17 protein-coding genes, 1 tRNA gene and 1 pseudogene are annotated in these 18,538 nt (G+C 46.3%); 14 read left to right on the forward strand and 5 right to left on the reverse strand.

Annotated elements, in window-relative coordinates; genetic code table 11:
* Positions 1-70: pseudogene (rplI, locus tag ACVA6Q_RS24060) on the forward strand (50S ribosomal protein L9); the annotation flags it as partial.
* Positions 71-166: 96 nt separating this feature from the next.
* On the opposite strand, the gene ACVA6Q_RS24065 reads toward rplI, so the two are convergent.
* The gene (locus tag ACVA6Q_RS24065; protein WP_353497740.1) at positions 167-937 is read right to left on the reverse strand and encodes a DUF481 domain-containing protein; all 771 of its coding nucleotides are present in this window, start codon (positions 935-937) and stop codon (positions 167-169) included.
* Between the two features lie 178 nt (positions 938-1,115).
* Between ACVA6Q_RS24065 and ACVA6Q_RS24070 the strand changes: the two genes are divergently transcribed.
* Both ACVA6Q_RS24070 and alr read left to right on the forward strand, forming a co-directional pair.
* Positions 1,116-2,510, forward strand: a complete 1,395-nt coding sequence (locus tag ACVA6Q_RS24070) for a replicative DNA helicase (RefSeq protein ID WP_418641929.1) — start codon at positions 1,116-1,118, stop codon at positions 2,508-2,510.
* A gap of 21 nt (positions 2,511-2,531) precedes the next feature.
* Positions 2,532-3,614, forward strand: a complete 1,083-nt coding sequence (gene alr, locus ACVA6Q_RS24075) for an alanine racemase (RefSeq protein ID WP_446649171.1) — start codon at positions 2,532-2,534, stop codon at positions 3,612-3,614.
* An 89-nt stretch (positions 3,615-3,703) separates the two neighbouring features.
* Here the strand turns inward: alr and ACVA6Q_RS24080 are convergent, their stop codons facing one another.
* On the reverse strand, positions 3,704-4,126 hold the full coding sequence (locus tag ACVA6Q_RS24080) for a secondary thiamine-phosphate synthase enzyme YjbQ (RefSeq protein ID WP_353497742.1): 423 nt from the start codon (positions 4,124-4,126) through the stop codon (positions 3,704-3,706).
* Between the two features lie 303 nt (positions 4,127-4,429).
* Between ACVA6Q_RS24080 and pgi the strand changes: the two genes are divergently transcribed.
* Positions 4,430-6,082 carry a glucose-6-phosphate isomerase gene (pgi, locus tag ACVA6Q_RS24085; RefSeq protein ID WP_446649161.1) on the forward strand — a complete coding sequence of 551 codons (1,653 nt, stop codon included), beginning with the start codon at positions 4,430-4,432 and terminating at the stop codon, positions 6,080-6,082.
* Between the two features lie 63 nt (positions 6,083-6,145).
* Here the strand turns inward: pgi and ACVA6Q_RS24090 are convergent, their stop codons facing one another.
* Positions 6,146-6,619 carry an RDD family protein gene (locus tag ACVA6Q_RS24090; protein WP_353497744.1) on the reverse strand — a complete coding sequence of 158 codons (474 nt, stop codon included), beginning with the start codon at positions 6,617-6,619 and terminating at the stop codon, positions 6,146-6,148.
* A gap of 191 nt (positions 6,620-6,810) precedes the next feature.
* On the opposite strand from ACVA6Q_RS24090, the gene ACVA6Q_RS24095 reads away from it, so the two are divergent.
* Positions 6,811-6,895, forward strand: a tRNA-Leu gene (locus tag ACVA6Q_RS24095).
* Between the two features lie 73 nt (positions 6,896-6,968).
* Here ACVA6Q_RS24095 and ACVA6Q_RS24100 read toward each other — a convergent pair.
* The gene (locus ACVA6Q_RS24100; protein WP_446649162.1) at positions 6,969-7,955 is read right to left on the reverse strand and encodes an alpha/beta hydrolase; all 987 of its coding nucleotides are present in this window, start codon (positions 7,953-7,955) and stop codon (positions 6,969-6,971) included.
* A 234-nt stretch (positions 7,956-8,189) separates the two neighbouring features.
* On the opposite strand from ACVA6Q_RS24100, the gene ACVA6Q_RS24105 reads away from it, so the two are divergent.
* The 3 genes from ACVA6Q_RS24105 to ACVA6Q_RS24115 all read left to right on the forward strand — a co-directional run bounded on the left by ACVA6Q_RS24105 (position 8,190) and on the right by ACVA6Q_RS24115 (position 11,383).
* Positions 8,190-9,131, forward strand: coding sequence for a hypothetical protein (locus ACVA6Q_RS24105; protein ID WP_446649163.1), 942 nt, complete (start codon positions 8,190-8,192; stop codon positions 9,129-9,131).
* Positions 9,132-9,171: 40 nt separating this feature from the next.
* Entirely contained in the window at positions 9,172-9,981 is an 810-nt protein-coding gene (locus ACVA6Q_RS24110) for a hypothetical protein (RefSeq protein ID WP_446649164.1), read from the forward strand.
* A 148-nt stretch (positions 9,982-10,129) separates the two neighbouring features.
* On the forward strand, positions 10,130-11,383 hold the full coding sequence (locus ACVA6Q_RS24115; protein WP_446649165.1) for an HD-GYP domain-containing protein: 1,254 nt from the start codon (positions 10,130-10,132) through the stop codon (positions 11,381-11,383).
* 69 nt (positions 11,384-11,452) lie between these two features.
* Here ACVA6Q_RS24115 and ACVA6Q_RS24120 read toward each other — a convergent pair whose 3' ends face one another.
* Positions 11,453-12,733 carry a carbohydrate-binding protein gene (locus ACVA6Q_RS24120; protein WP_446649166.1) on the reverse strand — a complete coding sequence of 427 codons (1,281 nt, stop codon included), beginning with the start codon at positions 12,731-12,733 and terminating at the stop codon, positions 11,453-11,455.
* Positions 12,734-12,924: 191 nt separating this feature from the next.
* Between ACVA6Q_RS24120 and ACVA6Q_RS24125 the strand changes: the two genes are divergently transcribed.
* From ACVA6Q_RS24125 to ACVA6Q_RS24150, 6 genes are all read left to right on the forward strand, one after another.
* Positions 12,925-13,230 carry a PTS sugar transporter subunit IIB gene (locus ACVA6Q_RS24125; RefSeq protein WP_353497750.1) on the forward strand — a complete coding sequence of 102 codons (306 nt, stop codon included), beginning with the start codon at positions 12,925-12,927 and terminating at the stop codon, positions 13,228-13,230.
* 38 nt (positions 13,231-13,268) lie between these two features.
* Positions 13,269-14,594, forward strand: coding sequence for a PTS sugar transporter subunit IIC (locus ACVA6Q_RS24130; protein WP_446649167.1), 1,326 nt, complete (start codon positions 13,269-13,271; stop codon positions 14,592-14,594).
* Positions 14,595-14,620: 26 nt separating this feature from the next.
* The gene (locus ACVA6Q_RS24135) at positions 14,621-14,932 is read left to right on the forward strand and encodes a PTS lactose/cellobiose transporter subunit IIA (RefSeq protein WP_353497752.1); all 312 of its coding nucleotides are present in this window, start codon (positions 14,621-14,623) and stop codon (positions 14,930-14,932) included.
* A 4-nt stretch (positions 14,933-14,936) separates the two neighbouring features.
* Positions 14,937-16,268, forward strand: coding sequence for a 6-phospho-beta-glucosidase (locus ACVA6Q_RS24140; protein ID WP_446649168.1), 1,332 nt, complete (start codon positions 14,937-14,939; stop codon positions 16,266-16,268).
* 21 nt (positions 16,269-16,289) lie between these two features.
* Positions 16,290-17,009, forward strand: a complete 720-nt coding sequence (gene chbG / locus ACVA6Q_RS24145) for a chitin disaccharide deacetylase (RefSeq protein ID WP_446649169.1) — start codon at positions 16,290-16,292, stop codon at positions 17,007-17,009.
* 139 nt (positions 17,010-17,148) lie between these two features.
* Complete coding sequence (locus ACVA6Q_RS24150) at positions 17,149-18,150, forward strand: LacI family DNA-binding transcriptional regulator (protein ID WP_446649170.1); 1,002 nt, start codon at positions 17,149-17,151, stop codon at positions 18,148-18,150.
* Positions 18,151-18,538 lie beyond the last annotated feature (388 nt).

Raw genomic sequence — 18,538 nt, forward strand, 5'->3', positions numbered from 1 at the left:
CGAGATCAGCGTTCAACTTCACTCTGAAGTTTTCGCAACTATCGCACTACAAGTTGTTGCTGCTGAGTAATTCAGTTGTAAGAACACGAAAAACACCAGCTTCGGCTGGTGTTTTTTTTTGCTTATTTTCTATTGAATTAAGATGCGGTTTGCTTTTTTCGAAAGCTTAGAAGGCGAACAGTAGATTCACTGTAAAGATTGAGTCACGCTTACTTAAGGTAGGGCTAGGTACCTTGGTGTGATACTTACTGTCATAGGCAAGCTTAAGGGCAATGGTTTCGGTAATGTCGTTGGTGACGTTTAACTCCGTATCCAAACGCGTGTTGCTTTGACCTGCGGTGACCGTGAGCTTGGTGGCGACCGTTAGGTTATCCAGTGGGTTCCAGGAAAAGTTAATATTACCGCGGACAATGGCTTCTTTTACTATGTCCTTGAAAATGATCTCATCATCATCAATTTCATCAACGTTAGGTTCTTGATAACGAAAACCGGGACCAAGTTCGGCTTCAAGCAAAAGTGAATCAGTATTAAACAACTGATAACCCAAACCGCCCGAAATAGTATGGTCTTCAAAATAGGAGCTGTAGCGAGAAGTAAAACCGTTATAGTTTCCGTACAGATAGGTTCTTGGGCCTAACTTGTAGTCGGTTTGCAGTAAATAGTTTTGCTGGTTTTTGTCTTCTTCCCCATTCTTGTACAATTGATAGTACTTCCATTCACCGTTGGTACGGTGCCTCCCCTCGGTGTATTCAGCGCCAACACGAGCGTTTAGCGATTGAGAGTCGGTATTGCCTGAGTGGGCTTGATAGCCGAACTCTACTTCAGTTTTGAGTGGGGAAGGCGGAGTCTCTTCACTGTCACCAGAAGGCGTGAACTCTTCAGCATAGACAGCCGGCGATGCAAGCAGCACTAAACCAAATAACAACTTCTTAGACACGAAAACCTCATGGCATGGAGAAAAGGGCTGGGGATTATATGTGTGGCATATTCGTTCATCGTCAGCGATAGGTCAAATATTGATTCATGAACCATCGCTTTTGTCGCGTTTTCTTTACTTTAGCCGACACTGAGTTGTGTATATAATGGTGGGTCTTAGTGTGTTATCGAGTTAGGTCATGGCGGATAGTCGAAATCAGAAAAGTAAAGATGCTCAAGTGGACTCAGTGAAGGTACCTCCTCACTCCCTAGAGGCCGAGCAATCGGTCTTAGGTGGTTTGCTGTTGGACAACCAACGTTGGGATACCGTGGCTGAAAAAGTCATTAGCAGCGATTTCTATAGCAGACCGCATCGTTTGATCTTCGAAGGTATTCAAGCCATTCTCGAAGAGAGTAATCCACTCGATTTAATCACGCTTTCCGAACATTTAGAGCTGCGCGAACAGCTCGATGATGTTGGCGGCTTTGCTTATCTTGCTGACTTAGCGAAGAACACGCCGAGTGCTGCTAACATCAATGCTTATGCCGACATCGTTGCCGAGCGAGCGCTGGTTCGTAACCTAATCGGCGTTGCCAACGAGATTGCTGATGCTGGCTACGATCCGCAAGGACGCTCTTCAGAAGACTTGTTGGATTTAGCGGAAAGCAAAGTCTTTAAAATTGCTGAAGATCGTACCAGTGAAAACGAAGGCCCCCAGAATGTTGATAACATTCTTGAGAAAACCCTAGAGCGAATTGAGATACTCTACAAAACGCCGCAAGACGGTGTGACGGGTGTGACGACAGGCTTTAACGACCTCAACAAGAAAACAGCGGGCCTGCAGGGCTCTGATTTGATTATTGTGGCGGCGCGTCCATCGATGGGTAAAACCACCTTTGCGATGAACTTATGTGAAAACGCAGCAATGGCCAGTGACAAGCCTGTGCTTATCTTCTCGCTAGAGATGCCTTCTGAGCAGTTGATGATGCGTATGCTTGCATCCCTTTCTAGAGTCGACCAAACCAAAATCCGTACCGGTCAGCTTGACGACGAGGATTGGGCGAAAATCTCGACCACCATGGGCATGCTCATGGAAAAGAAAAACATGTTCATTGATGATAGCTCCGGCTTAACACCGACGGAAGTACGTTCTCGTGCTCGCCGAATTGCCCGTGAACATGGCGGTCTGAGCCTTATCATGATCGATTACCTTCAGTTGATGCGCGTCCCTTCACTTTCTGAAAACCGTACTCTGGAAATCGCGGAGATTTCTCGCTCGTTAAAAGCCTTGGCTAAAGAGCTTAACGTACCAGTGGTGGCGCTTTCACAGCTTAACCGTTCCTTGGAGCAGCGTGCTGACAAGCGCCCCGTAAACTCGGATCTTCGTGAATCGGGCTCTATTGAGCAGGATGCCGACCTTATTATGTTCATCTATCGTGATGAGGTGTACCACCCAGATAGTGCGCTAAAGGGCATTGCTGAAATTATCATTGGTAAGCAGCGTAACGGTCCTATCGGCTCAGTTCGCTTAACGTTCCAAGGTCAATTCTCTCGCTTTGATAACTACGCAGGTCCTGCGTTTGACGAAGAATAGTAGGATAGTTGCATGAGTTATATGAAAGCGGCGACGGCGCACATTAATTTAGAGGCGCTGGCGCACAATTTGGCGTGCATTAAACAGCAAGCGCCCGATAGCAAAATTATGGCAGTGGTAAAGGCAAATGGCTACGGTCATGGTCTTAGACATATCGCTAAGAGTGCCCAAGGTGCTGATGCATTTGGTGTGGCGCGTATTGAAGAGGCATTGCAGCTAAGAGCCAGTGGCGTGGTAAAACCTATCCTTTTATTAGAGGGTTTTTACTCGCCGAACGACTTGCCGGTTCTAGTGACCAACAATATTCAAACCGTTGTTCATTGCTACGAGCAACTTGAAGCGTTAGAACAAGCCGAACTCGAAGTCCCTGTCGTGGTCTGGCTAAAAGTCGATAGCGGTATGCACCGTCTTGGCGTTCGCGAAGAGCAATATCAAGAATTTGTCGAGCGCCTGCATCGCTGCGATAACGTGGCGAAACCGCTGCGCTATATGAGTCACTTTGGCTGTGCGGATGAGCTTGAAAATCCAATGACGAAACAGCAAATTGAGCTGTTTCTTTCATTGACCGAAGGCTGTAATGGTGAGCGCTCTATGGCTGCGTCTGCTGGCCTGCTTGAGTGGCTGCCAAGCCAGCTCGATTGGGTTCGACCGGGGATCATTATGTACGGTGTGTCGCCATTCGGAGATAAAACGGCCGCAGAGATGGGCTTTAAGCCTGTGATGACATTGAAGTCTCATTTGATAGCAGTACGTGATGTCAAAAAAGGCGAGAGTGTGGGCTATGGCGCCACATGGACCAGTGAACGAGATACCAAAGTCGGCGTGATTGCGATTGGTTATGGTGATGGCTACCCGCGAACCGCACCAAACGGCACGCCAGTACTGGTAAATGGCCGCAAAGTGCCGATAGCTGGTCGAGTTTCAATGGACATGCTGACCGTTGATCTAGGTCCAGATGCTCTAGACCGAGTCGGTGATGAAGCTATCTTGTGGGGCGAAGAGCTACCCTCTGAAGAAGTCGCAGACCACATCGGCACTATCGCTTACGAGCTAGTGACCAAACTCACCTCACGTGTAGATATGAGCTACAGCGAAACCAACTAGCCGCTACCTTGCTCTGCTAGTATCGATGTCATCCCTGCGCAGGCAGGGATCTTCTTGCCGCGATCTCAGAACCCAACATTGTTCTTACTTCAAACTTGTCCCTGCAACGTCGCAATCACCCGGCGCTCACCACCAAAATCTCGATGCTCCCCCAAGTAAATACCCTGCCATGTTCCCAAAGCCAACTGACCATTACTAATCGGAATCGACACGCTTGCACCAAGCAATGAGCTTTTAATATGCGCAGGCATATCATCGCTGCCTTCATAAGTATGACGGTAGTATGGTGCATCTTCCGGTACGTAACGATTGAAGTGACTCTCCATATCCGTGCGCACGGTCGGATCGGCATTTTCATTTAAGGTTAAACTTGCTGAGGTATGTTGAATGAAAAGATGTAGCAAACCTACAGAGTAGTCTCGAAGCTGGGGCAATTGTTGTTCAATTTCATCAGTGATTAAGTGAAAGCCACGCTTTTTCGCGCTGAGGTAAAGGGTCTTTTGTTGCCACATAATCACTCCTCTGTATTATAGTGCTATGCATATATAAGATGTTGTCTGAATTTGTTTACATTGTGAACCGATACGTGACCTAACTCAAGGAGCGTACAGGCGCTCTGGTTCATAATTACGCCTGAAAATTTATTACTAAACAAAGCCTCGGCTTTGTGAACAACATACAAGATTGTAACGACGAGTGATCATCAAGGGCACTCGTCTGTATTTAGAATATACTGTTTATTATTCGCTAAACTGGGGGTTCCTTTTCCTTGGGGGGATTGGGAATAAAACCGACTAAAAATTGGGATAGAGACCATGTTGAAAAACATCAATCCAACGCAAACTGAAGCTTGGAAAGCACTGACAGCGCACTTTGAATCTGCGCAAGATATGGATTTAGCAGAGCTATTTGCACAAGACGCTGACCGCTTTGGCAAATTCTCTACACGCTTCGGCTCTGACATTCTTGTTGATTACTCAAAAAACCTAATCAACGAAGAAACAATGAACAACCTTTTTGCTCTAGCGAACGAGACTGAGCTTAAAGGCGCAATCAAAGCGATGTTTGCAGGCGATACCATCAACCAAACAGAAGGTCGTTCGGTTCTTCACGTTGCTCTGCGTAACCGCAGCAACACGCCAATTATGGTAAATGGCGAAGACGTTATGCCGGCGGTAAACGCGGTTCTAGAGAAGATGAAAGGCTTCTCTGAGCGCATCATCTCTGGTGATTGGAAAGGTTACACTGGCAAAGCAATTACTGACGTTGTGAACATCGGTATCGGTGGTTCTGACCTTGGTCCTTACATGGTGACTGAAGCCCTAGCGCCATACACAAACCATCTAAACATGCACTTCGTGTCTAACGTTGATGGTACTCACATCGCAGAAACTCTGAAGAAAGTTGACCCTGAAACAACGCTATTCTTGGTGGCTTCTAAGACATTCACCACTCAAGAAACCATGACAAACGCGCACTCTGCACGTGACTGGTTCCTAGCATCTGCATCAGATGAAGCGCATGTTGCTAAGCACTTCGCAGCGCTGTCTACTAACGCGACATCAGTAGCTGAGTTCGGCATCGACACCGACAACATGTTCGAGTTCTGGGACTGGGTCGGCGGTCGTTACTCTCTATGGTCTGCAATTGGTCTTTCTATCATCCTAGCGGTTGGCTACGACAACTTCGTTGAGCTACTAGCGGGTGCACATGAGATGGACAAGCACTTTGCTGAGACTGATCTAGAAAGCAACATCCCAGTATTGCTTGCTCTTATCGGTATTTGGTACAACAACTTCCACGGCGCTGAGTCTGAAGCGATTCTACCGTACGACCAATACATGCACCGCTTCGCTGCGTACTTCCAGCAAGGCAACATGGAGTCAAACGGTAAGTTTACTGACCGTAACGGTGACGCAGTGGACTACCAAACGGGTCCAATCATCTGGGGTGAGCCAGGCACTAACGGTCAACACGCGTTCTACCAGCTAATTCACCAAGGTACTAAGCTTATCCCTTGTGACTTTATCGCACCGGCGATCTCTCACAACCAAGTAAGCGACCACCACCAGAAGCTAATGTCTAACTTCTTTGCACAAACTGAAGCACTAGCGTTCGGTAAGTCTAAAGAAACAGTAGAAGCAGAGTTTGTAAAAGCAGGTAAGAGTGCGGAAGAAGTGAAAGATCTTGTACCATTCAAGATCTTTGAAGGTAACCGCCCAACTAACTCAATCCTAGTGAAGCAAATCACACCTCGTACTCTGGGTAACCTAATCGCGATGTACGAGCACAAAATCTTCACTCAAGGTGTTATCTGGAACATCTTCAGCTTTGACCAATGGGGTGTAGAGCTTGGTAAGCAACTGGCGAACCAAATCCTACCTGAGCTAGCAGACGACAGCGAAATCTCGTCTCACGACAGCTCAACCAACGGTCTAATCAATGCATTTAAAGCGTTCAAAGCGTAATCATTGAAAGCCAGAACTAAAAAAGGTGCCTAGCGGCACCTTTTTTTATTCGCGATTAGAGTGTTACTTCGCTTTGGGTAACACCACAACCTTAGTCTTCGCCCAGATATCGTGGAAGCCACGCTTTTGAGGGTCAATAGGCACTGCAAGGTTGGATAGACCAAACGCTGAGGTTGCGAGTCGAATCAGCGCCTGCGTGACGGTGATTCTGCCACCCTCAAGGTTTTGCACTTCAATCTTCCAAGCTCGCATACCAAGCGTTTGGCCTGCTCTTGTCCAAAAGAACACAATAAAGTAGATCCAAACAAACGCCAGATAACCGGTGTACACAGGGCTCCAAAGTGGGTGACTTCCTAAGAAGTCGCTGGCATCGGCATATGGGGCGTAAGACATCAGTCCTGCGGCAACAAGTGCTTCCATTATTGCGACAACAACGCCGCCAGCCATCATCACTACCGCAAGAATAATCAAGCTATCGTAGAACAGCGCACCAAGCCTGCGAAAGAATCCTGCAGGTGGGAGAGATTGGGTTTCCATTGAGACAAACTTCCATAACTAAAACTTGCCACAGCATAGCGATTTCAATGCCAAGGGGAAAGCCTTGCCCATCGCATTGCTTCACATTGTGGTGAAAATAGCAGCAAACAATAGAATATTCAGCGTTTTGCTCTTGCGCGATCTAAATGCTTACGTATAATGCCAAGCATCAAAGGACATCAGTCCAAGATGCCGGTGTGGTGAAATTGGTATACACGACGGATTCAAAATCCGTTGCCTTCGGGCGTGGCGGTTCAAGTCCGCCCACCGGTACCATAATTTATACAACAAAGCCTCGACGAAAGTCGGGGCTTTGTTGTATCTGGAGTTTGTAAACTCAACACAGCTATTATTCAGCTATCTGCTTTTTAAACGCCTTGTCAAAAAACACGATCGCATTTTTACCCTGTGTCGCCGTGAAGGTGTGATTGCCATCGTGGGCGTATTCTTCATGAGAGATGTGACGTTTTTTCAACTCGGATGCTAGGTAAGCGCTGCCTTTCGGTATCCAAGGAAACTGGTCGTTCATGCCGTATTCGATACGAATCGAGCTTAATTTTTGCGGTTGTTTGAGATAGCGTTCGAGCTTGTCGGGAATAGCACCAAATCCTGACTCCCACATCGCTTTGATTGCAGGGTCGTTCGCATCCCAGTCGTACCATTCGGCCTTGGCTTCGCTATTTTCAATTGGAGCGAAGGCGGCGGCATAGCCTTTTAGTACTCGATACCAGCGCATCGTTTGCCACTGGGTAACCGCGTCTGTTAATCCATTTTCATCGAACAGCCCGGCACTAAACGCATGCATATGTTGAAAGGTATCGGGATGGCGCAGGGCGAGGTTGGTTGTAGCAAAGCCACCCATCGAGAAGCCTGCTAGCCCTCTATAATGCGCTTCGCTCAATGTCCGATAGTGGGTGTCGAGATAATTGATGACGTCGTTGACTACAAAGTCCTCCCAGTTACCTGTCACGGCCGAGTTGACATAAAAGCTTCCGCCAAACTGATTGGCGCCATTAATGCCAACAATGATCATTTCTGTGAGCGCGTTGTCTTGTGCTAAAAGAGTCGGTAAATGTTTGGCGATTCGGTCTGCTTCGCGCACTGAACCGTTGTAACCGTGAAGGTAGTAAACGACAGGATAGCGTTTATTGCTGGTGTGATAACTCGGTGGCAGGGCAACAAACAGTTGCTGGGTGTCGCTATTGTCTAGGTATCCTGATTGCAATGAGGGAGCTGGGATCTGAATGGTCTGCTTGAGCGGTGAGCTGGCCAAGGCATGGGGAATGGCCATAACGAAAATCAGGCAAGTAAGTGCTGCGCGGTAGAGTGGTATCACAAAAAACTCCTTCAAATGACGTGGGTTGATGGCTTTTTGTACAACAATGCAGACATCTTTGGGGGATAAGATGTGAAATGGAGCATCTTTATGCGAGTGTGTTCATATTTAATGGCGTGAGTTTGATGAAACGGAGAGTTTAAAAATATCGCACCATATCGGATTAGCGCTTCGCTGTGTTTGTCTCAAACACAGCGAAGCGCTAGAATCTAGGTATCAGAGAGGAGAATGACTGTGGGCGCAAAATATACCTATCTCGCTTGGCAACAAACCAATTTAGAAGCGAGCCATAAGTTAGTATTGTTGAAGTTGGCTGACTTATGTGGACAGGATGGCTCAGTTGCTGTTGTGCTCTCAGAGATTGCCAAAGAGTGTTTGCTTGGAGAGTTTGGCCTTGCCGATGTGCTCACTGCGTTGGCACAAAAGGGCATGCTGCAAAAAGGTCAGGTAAGCTCAAATGGCCGAGAGCAGGTGCATCACTTTACTCTGTCGCTTTCTGAGCCAAACAGCCTACCGGTGATTGAGACCAGTCGCGAGCATCAGTCGCAACCTACGCCTGTGGTAACAACACCTCAAGCATCCCCGGCGCCGCCTTGGACATATCATCCAATGAACTTATATAAAGTGCCGGTGGCGAATAGGGACAGCTTGTGGCAACGGTTTATCTGCGAACGTGATGTACGAAATGTCAACGAAGTGCGTCGCGATTCGATGTTGCGAGACTGGCTGGAAATGATGAAAGGCTCTGGTGGTTTTGAGCAGTACTTTGAAGGTGAGTCGCAAGGGCGAAATGACCGAGTTCCAGCCACTCGCCAGAGCACGCAAGCGCCTTCGAATGCGAAGTACATTTCAACTCATGACTTGCAAGAGAATGAAATCGCCGAGTGGGCGATGCAGTCTATCCTGCATTCAGGTATGACAGCTGACCCACATCTGTTCTGGGAAAAATTTGTTGTTTACTACAAAGCACGCGCTAATGAATTTTTGTCGGTCACGCAAATGCTGAACAAGCTGAGACTGTGGATCGTTAACGAGAAACAAGCGGAAGACAGACGCAGACAAGCCGATGAAAGACGACGTCAGTCATTCCAACAAAGCCAGAAAGCGGGTGAAGTGAGTCCGTCGGAAGAGTTTCGTGAATACTTGCGTGGGCAAGGTAAGAATCCAAATTTTTAGTATGATGATCCCGTTGTGGTCACTAAGGTAAAGGGTCAATATGAGTAGTGGCAAGAAGCCAAAAAACTTAGATTTTGGCGCAATGGAAAAGAAGCTCCGCGAAATGGGCGTCAGTGGCAACCTTGAGCATTTGAAATCTGCAAAATCAGAGCCTTCGGTGCAGGAGAGTAAGCCTTCAGAGCCCGCTACCTCGCCTAAGATGGATGCTCCGAGCACTCAGGTGCGAGCGACCCCGTCCGTTGAATCTCGCCCGGTGGTGAAAGAAACTCGTCCTATGTTACAAACCGACGGTGAACCGGAGCGTCAGCCGAGTGATTGGTGTAACTACATTTTTGGTACTTTGCTGAGTATTTATGAGTCCACGTGGATAAAATCTTATGGCAGAAGGCCAACCGGTCGCTTTTTAGATTTCGCAGACAGCCTGACAGAGGCTGAGTTGATGCGAGTCATTCAGCATTGTCGTGAGCGCTTACAAGCAGGGGAGAGATGGCCACCGATCATGGGTGAGCTTGCCCTGCTGAAAAGTCAGCTGACCGAATCTGAATCACTGGAAGCCTTGAATCGCGTCGTGAGCAAAACGCCGAAGAACCAAATTGAAAAGTGGATCATGCAAAACAAAGGCTATGAGCTAAGACGTTTGCCTCAATCGATGATCGTTCGACGTTTTAAAGAGTTCTACCGTGAAGCCATGAGCCTGCAAGAAAAAGGCAAGTTGGTCACAGAGGCGCCTAAAGCGCTGCCAAGTCAGTCGGTGAAGAACCTGGTGGATCTAAAGCGAGAAGAGTATGAGCATCAGCACGGCAAGGCTCTCGACCCGCGTATTCAAGCCATTCTTGACCGTAAATCTTAACCAAATGTCGCGCTCGCTGTTGTAGCGAGCGCCTTACTTTATATCGTTCTGTTATATATCCGAATCACACTTTATTGATTAATGAGTGAATATTCGCCGTAAGTTCTTTAGAATCACCGCGTGTTTTTCAGCCAATTGCAGTATCGTTGTGGCAAGTATCAAAATTTCAGTGGATCGAATTCAGCCTGGTCTTCATATCAAGATCCCCCTCAAATGGAATGAACATCCCTTTCTATTCAACGTTTTCAAAATCAAATCTGATCAGCAAGTACAGGTGATCCGTCAACTAGGCGTGAAGTATGTCTATGTGACACCAGAGCTTAGTGATGCTTTGCCGTTGCCAGTACAACAAGCATTAGCGCCTGCCGCCAACGATGAGGCTACGCAATCAGAGTCCGATGCGCTTTGGCAAGAGAAGCAGCAACGCATCGAAGAGTTGTCGGCCTATCGTAGGAAAGTCTCTCGTTGTGAAAAAGAATTTGATCGTTCATTAGCGCGTATTCGCAACTTGATGACCAAGTTAAGAAGTCGTCCAGAGCAAGCGGCAAAAGAGGCAGCGCAACTGGTCGATGATATTGTTGAATCGCTGCTATCACAGGACGATGTGACCTTACACCTAATGGGCAGTAAGACAGAATTCGAAGATCTCTATTTCCATTGCTTAAACGTCTCGATTCTGGCGATGATGATCGCGAAAGCGAAAGGGCTTAAGGCAGAAGAAATCAAAATGGTCGCGATGGCAGCGCTATTTCATGACATTGGCAAGGCAAAAATCCCAGCGGCCATACTGCGTAAGAGCACACCGTTAACCGAGCCTGAAAATAACTACCTCAAGCTGCATACCAAATACGGCAGTGACATTGCGAGGGCGATAGACATCTTGCCAGAGAAGGTGATCACGGTTATCGAGCAGCATCATGAACTTCTCGATGGTTCGGGTTATCCAAATGGTCTTAAAGGCGATGAGATTGATGTGATCACTCAAATTGTCTCGGTAGCAAATGCGTTTGATAACTTGTGCCATCATCAAAATCCCGCAGAGAAGAAGATCCCATATACCGCGCTTTCTTACTTGTATAAGCACGCTAAATCGCACTACAACAATGAGAATTTGAACATTCTTATCAAGTACATGGGCGTCTACCCACCAGGTACTATCGTCAAGTTGTCGAACGAAATGGTTGGCCTTGTGGTATCCATTAACAGCGCGAGCTTACTCAGCCCAAATGTGCTGCTTTACGATCCAAGCGTGCCTAAACTGCAAGCTCCTATCATTGCGCTTGAAGATAAAGACTTGAAGGTAGAGTCGGTGATTCATCCTGAACGTTTACCTGAAGAAATCCGTGAATACTTAAATCCACGTGCTCGAGTGTCCTATTACTTTGATGACAACGCCAACTAGCGTTGCACTAGTTGGCGTATTTCATGTCACAGTCCCATTAGTTAGGGTAAGTGGATAAATACAAGCAGATTATTGCACAGGTGCAAACAATGTTGGTTCAGCATTCGGTGTCCAGTTAGCTTGTGACACGTGTGCGGTAATTACCTGATATTTAGCTCCGTTGTAAACCACGACATCACCAAGCGCATAGCTAACATTTAGCTGCCAGTTGGTCGCTGGATCCGCGTTGTACCATAAAGTTGAATGCAGTGAAGGTGCCCAATCATTTTGTGCAAAGTGATCTTTCTGAGCGACGTAAATGGTACCTTGATGGTTAACGTGATCGCCTGCTTGATAGTGAGTATTTGGCGCCCAATCTTCGATGTAGTTATCCAAAGTATCAAATACATAGCCTGCTTGCAGCGCTAGCTCCAGGAACTTGTCCAGTTTTGGGATATTTTTGGTTTCGCCCATGCCACGGTGGCCATCTTCAAACAAAAACTCATGGGTCAGCACAATGACTTTGTCTTTATGAAGGGCGGTATCACAAGGGAAGTTTTGTGCTTTCGAGTTTACTGGTTCAATGGTTACCGGTGCGCAAGAATTAATAGACGCTTCAACATACGCCAAAAATGGCTCTGGCTCGGTCAAGCTGTTCGCTGGCATCTCAATTCCCCAGTTCTCCGGTGCCCAGTCAAGGTCCCAACCGAACAGTTGATAGCTATCGTTGGTGAGCATGTCTGATAAAGTCATCGCATTGCTGGAGCTGTTTGATGGGTTGTCTGGATCGCAGACATAGTTAGGATCCCAAGGCAGATAATCATCAGAGGTCGCACAAAGGCCATCGGCTTTAAAGCTCTTAGCGACACGCCATCCATTGGTATACGGTAGGCGGGCAAACTGATCGGCGACATAATTAGGATAGCTAGTGATGTTCGGGATGTATTGTTCAAATTTCGCTAAGTTGAGCGGGAAATAGGTGTAATCGTAGGCTGGATCGCGATAGGAATTGACGTTGTGCATGCCTGTCGCATTACACGCTGCTGCGGTGTTTTCACCGTTCAGACCATCACAGTTGTGTACCATGTGATCATAGCTGTGGTTACCAACCATGTGTCCAGTATTGAGTGCCAGTAGCAGTGCCTCTAGCGCACGGTCTTCATTTTCATCACCAATACCATCTAAGTGCCAAGCATTGAAGAAGAACGATCCTTTCACATTGTGTTTATTGAGGGTTTCGATCACTTTGATCGACGCGTTAATGGGGCCATCATCAAATGTCAGATAGATGGTGGCTTTTGGCTCGGCCGCAGCAGCGCTAAATGATAGAGGGATAAGTAAGCTACTGACGATGCTAGTGATTTTCTTCATAATAAGTCCTATAAGTGTGAGTTTTAATAATACTTCTTTCCAAAAATCGATTTTAATTTAACGAAAAAAATAAAGTAAAATCGGCAGATCTTTTATTTTTGCGATCCATTTCAATTAAAAACGCAACCGGTTGCGTTTTAATGTTAATGTTATTTTTGTTACCGTTGTTTTGTAACTGCTATGGAGGCTTTATGAAGAAAATATTACTTTGCTGTAGCGCTGGAATGTCGACCAGCATGCTCGTAAAAAAAATGGAACAATCAGCGGAATCTCGTGGTATTGAGTGCGAAATTCAAGCTAAGTCTGTATCAGATTTCAATGATGCGATTGGTGAGTACGATGTATGCCTACTGGGGCCTCAGGTCAGGTTTCAGCTAGAGGAACTTAGAAAAGTGGCCACGGAGCATGGCAAGAATATTGATGCCATTTCACCACAAGACTACGGAATGATGAAGGGTGCGGAAGTATTAGATCAAGCGCTTGCCTTAATAGATTAGTCAATTAATAACGTTAACGTGAAATAAAGGAATATGTTATGAAGCTTTATGATGCGATTATAAATGTCGTCGAAAAGCACATCGCGCCAATAGCCACAAAAGTGGGTAATCAACCCCATGTTCGTGCAATGAGAGATGGTTTTATTGTTGCGATGCCATTTATTATTGTCGGTAGTTTTTTACTAGTTTTTGCTTTTCCCCCATTTTCGGAAGACACCACCAATAGCTTCGGCCGAGTCTGGTTAGACTTTGCCACCACACACTTTGATACCATCATGATGCCCTTTAGTATGTCGATGGGTATCATGACGATCTTTGTTTCCCTTGGGGTCGCTTATAGCCTCGCCAAATCTTATAAGATGGATGGCATTACCAGTGCTACGCTGTCTCTGATGAGCTTTTTGCTGGTGGCAGCACCAGCAACAGATGGCGGCCTGCCAACCGGTCATATGGGTGGTACTGGTATCTTTACCGCAGTGATCTGTGCGTTCTTTGCGGTTGAGCTTTATCGTTTCATGAAAAAGCACAATATCACCATCCGTATGCCAGAGCAGGTGCCCCCTGCAATCGCGCGCTCTTTTGAAGTGCTACTGCCTGTCTTGGCAGTCTTCTTTACCTTGTACCCACTGAGCATTTTTGTTCAAACCACGTACGATATGCTGATCCCAGATGCCGTGATGGCGATGTTCAAACCATTGGTGAGTGCTTCGAATACTTTGCCAGCCATCATAGGTGCCTTGTTAGTTTGTCAGTTGCTTTGGTTTGCAGGCATTCACGGTGCGGCGATTGTGGTTGGTTTGCTATCACCAATCTTCCTAACCAACATCAGCGCCAACATTGATGCATTTGTTGCAGGTGAGCCGGTACAAAATATCTTTACTCAACCGTTCTGGGATTTCTATATCTTCATTGGTGGCTCAGGTGCAACGTTCGCACTTGTACTGCTTATGATGTTCAGTCGCTCAGTCCACTTAAAGAGCTTAGGTCGCATGAGTGTTGTGCCTGGTTTCTTCCAAATCAACGAACCTGTGATCTTTGGTAGCCCAGTTGTACTTAACCCGATTCTGTTTATTCCATTTGTGTTTACGCCAGTCATTAACGCGACGATTGCCTACTTTGCAGTGCATGCAGGTTTAGTTGGAATGGGTGTAGCGACAACCCCTTGGACGGCGCCAGCCATCATAGGTGCATCATGGGGATCAGGCTGGACACTATCACCAGTGCTGCTCGTTATCGCACTGTTGATTTTGGATCTATTCCTTTACTTACCGTTCTTCAAGATGTTCGAAAAGCAATTGCTTGAGCAAGAACAGCCAAAACAAGAGAGCGAAGTGGCGCAGCCAGGAAAAGCAGCAACCGCATAACGATTAGCATTATTGAGGAGAGTATCATGGATCAAGAATTGGTAGTGATGGAGATCATCTGCAACGCAGGTGAAGCAAGAAGTTTGTGTTTTGAAGCACTGCAAGCGGCCAGAAAGCAAGATTTAGCCACTGCAGACGCGTCATTAGCTCAGGCAAAAGAGTGCTTGAATAAAGCACACTTGATTCAGACTCAGCTTATCGAGCTGGATCAAGGTGAGGGTAAGGTACCCATGACGTTAGTGATGGTGCACGCCCAAGACCATTTGATGACTACCATTCTTGCCCATGAGCTCGCAACAGAGCTGGTGGAGCTAAGAAAAGCATTGGTAAAGGAGTGATCCTATGACAGTCCAATCCCTGAAAATTGCCGTTATCGGTGGTGGCAGCAGTTATACCCCGGAGCTAATAGAAGGCATATTACTGAGGCAAGACTTATTACCTGTTCGCGAAATCTGTTTAACTGATATCGAGGCGGGTAAAGAAAAGTTAGAGGTTATAACAGCGCTAACCCAGCGTATGGTTGCTAAAGCGAAAGCCGATATCGTCGTCTCTCAAACCTTGGATAGAAGACAGGCGATACAAGGGGCGGACTTTGTGATGACGCAGTTTCGTGTAGGTGGGCTTAAAGCTCGTCAACGCGATGAAGCCATCCCATTGAAGTATGATCGAGTAGGACAAGAAACGACAGGGGCGGGCGGCTTTGCTAAAGCGCTTCGAACCATCCCTGTTGTTTTAGATATCTGTCGAGACATTGAAGAACTCGCTCCTAATGCGTGGATGCTAAATTTCACCAACCCCGCAGGCTTGGTTACCGAAGCCATTCATAAATACAGCAAAGTGAAGACCATTGGACTTTGTAATGTTCCAGTCTCAATGCAAATGATGGCGTCAGAGATGCTAGATTGCGAACCTAGCGCCTTGCAAATGAAATATGCAGGGCTTAACCATCTAGTTTGGGTGACCAGTGCATACCTCAATGGTAAAGAAGTCACCAAAGAGCTGCTCGGTAAAGTAGGTGATGGTGCTAATTTCTCGATGAAAAACATTTTTGAAGAGCCTTGGGACCCTGATTTTCTCAATGCATTGGGTGTGATTCCTTGCCCGTATCACCGCTACTACTATCAAACAGAAGCTATGCTGGCAGAAGAAAAACTATCCTTTAAGGAAAAAGGCAGTCGCGCCACGCAAGTCATGGAAACCGAAGCTGCACTGTTTGAACTTTATAAGCAAGCTTCGCTAGACAGTAAACCAAAGGAGCTAGAAGAGCGCGGCGGCGCTTACTATTCCGATGCATCATTGAATCTAGTGGACGCTATTTACAATAATCGAAATGATATCCATGTGGTTAATGTTGCGAATGCTGGCGTGATCAGTGCTTTGCCGGATGATGCGGTGATTGAGTGTTCAGCAGTGATTGGTAATAGCGGTGCAACGCCAATTGCAGTGGATCCGTTGCCTCATTTTGTTGAGAGCCTGATAACCAGGGTAAAAAGCTATGAGATGCTAACAGTGGAGGCGGCTGTACATGGAGATAAGGAAAAAGCGTTACTGGCATTGGCGACTCATCCTTTAGTTGGCGATATTCAAATCGCAAAATCGCTGCTTAACGACTTCCTAGAGCAAAATAAGGATTATTTGCCACAGTTTGTATCGCTACAGGGAACGTTGGATTAAGTAATAAGAGAGGGAAGTGGCATGAAGTTAATTTTTAATGCAGACGACTATGGGCTTTGCCAAGCGGTAAATCAAGGCATCATTGCTAGCCACCTTAACGGTGTCGTGACATCGACAACAATGATGGTTGGTATGCAGGGTGAACAAGATGCCTTAGAGCGTTTAGAGGCGGCGCCTAATCTAAGTGTCGGCGTCCATTTACGTCTTACCGCGGGCAAACCGGTATCTTCACATTTCCCCCTTATCACTATAGAAGGGAGTTTTCTTAAGTACGATGCGCTTATGGCGAAGTTAGAGCCAAAACATGAGACGGCAATTTATGAAGAGTTTCGAGCTCAAATAGAACACTTTTTGAGTTATGGCATTCCGCTTAGTCATTTGGATAGTCATCATCATGTTCACCTTCATCCTATCGTCACCAAAGTGGTCGCTCGGTTAAGTCATGAGTTGGATGTTCCCTATCGCGCGACGCCTTCTTTAGCGGGTTATCAATTTAGTGACGGCTTTTATGATGGCAACATTTCTTTGGACTGGCTAAAAGCTCAGCTCGCTGATTGGTCTCAACAATATGAAGTCGTCGAGGTGATGTGCCATCCTGCTGTTGTCGATGATGAACTCGCCTCGATCAGTTCGTATCTAGACAAAAGGGAGTTAGAACTTGAAGTACTCAGCTCACAGGAGCTGAAACAATATTTAAATAGCCAACAGATTGAGTTAACCCATTACAGTGCTGTTATTTAGTCGATACTTTTATCGATAACCATGAGTGCGTTCCCAAAAATTCACCTTGCGCTCATGGTTACTTCTTTCCCTATCTCACTCGGTTTCGTAGTATTGAGTGCAGCAATTCATTTTCAAGATTACCAAGGAAGCATAGCTAATGGCGAGTATTAAGGAAGTTGCTGCATTGGCAGGTGTCAACCGCTCAACCGTCTCACGTATTATCAACGGAGAGGGCAGTTTTCGATCTGACACAAAGCGAAGAGTCGAAGAGGCTATGGCGCAACTTGATTATCGGCCAAGTGCAATTGCCCGTTCTTTGGCAAAATCACATTCCAATATGATTGGTTTGATGGTGACCTACTATACCGGCGGCTTCTTTGGTCAAATGATGAATCAAGTACAATTGGAACTTGATGTGCAAAACAAGTTCCTGTTGACTGCGCAAGGACATCATAGTGCTGATGGTGAAAAGAAGGCGATAGAGAAGTTTAAAGACCTACGTTGTGATGGCTTTATACTGCACAGTCGCTACTTGAGTGATGAAGAGCTGATCGCCCTATCAAAAACCAGAACTCCGTTTGTGCTTCTTGACCGTTATATAGAAGAAATTAAACAGCAATGTGTGACTTTTGATCATCAAAAGGCTTCCGCATTGGCAACGAGTTATCTTCTAGAACGTGGCCATATCAATATAGGTTGTGTCACAGGCCCCCTAGGCAGATTGAGTAGTCAGGTTCGTTTGACGGGTTATAAGAATGCGATAGCCGAAAAAGGTATCGCGTTGAATCCAGATTACCTTGTTGAAGGTGACTACGAGCTAGATAGCGGTTACGCAGCAATGGCTCAATTGATGAGCTTAGAGCAAAAGCCAACGGCATTATTTTCAACCGGTGAAGAGATGACTCGTGGGATCATGAAATATTGCTACGAACATCAAATACGTTGCCCGGAGGATATCTCTATTATTAGCTACGACAGTGTGAATAGTTGTCGTGGGCTTTACCCGCAGGTCACGACCCTTGAATTTCCGATCAGTGATATGGCTCATGAAGCTGTGCTGTTGCTCAATGCGCAGCTTAAAGCTCAGAGCCGTGAACAAGCGCAACTGAGCGTTTCTCCACGAATTCAGGAAGGAAATAGTGTTATTAACCTCACTTAAACGAGGACTAAATAATACTTTTTGAACACTTCGGCTGTTTTTTCCTCAAAAAACCGTTTTTTTGGAAATAATCCAAAAAAACACTTGCCAACTTATCGGGCATCTCTATAATGCGCTTCCACTGACACGGCAGAGGCGGCAACGCTTCGAAGGCCGGATCAGAGCGGCAATTAGCCAAAAAGAAAATCTGGTTTTTATTTTAGAAAAAATAAAAAAAGTGTTTGACACAAAAGATTTTCTCGCTAGAATGGCCGCCTCTTCAAACGGAACGCAGCAGCGAACGAATGAAGAGATGTTCTTTAAAAATATAGACCTATCAATCTGTGTGGGCACTCGTTGATGATAATCAAATTAGATACCTCGGTATCAAATTAGGTTTTCAATGAAC

The organism is Vibrio sp. DNB22_10_4 (assembly GCF_052879755.1).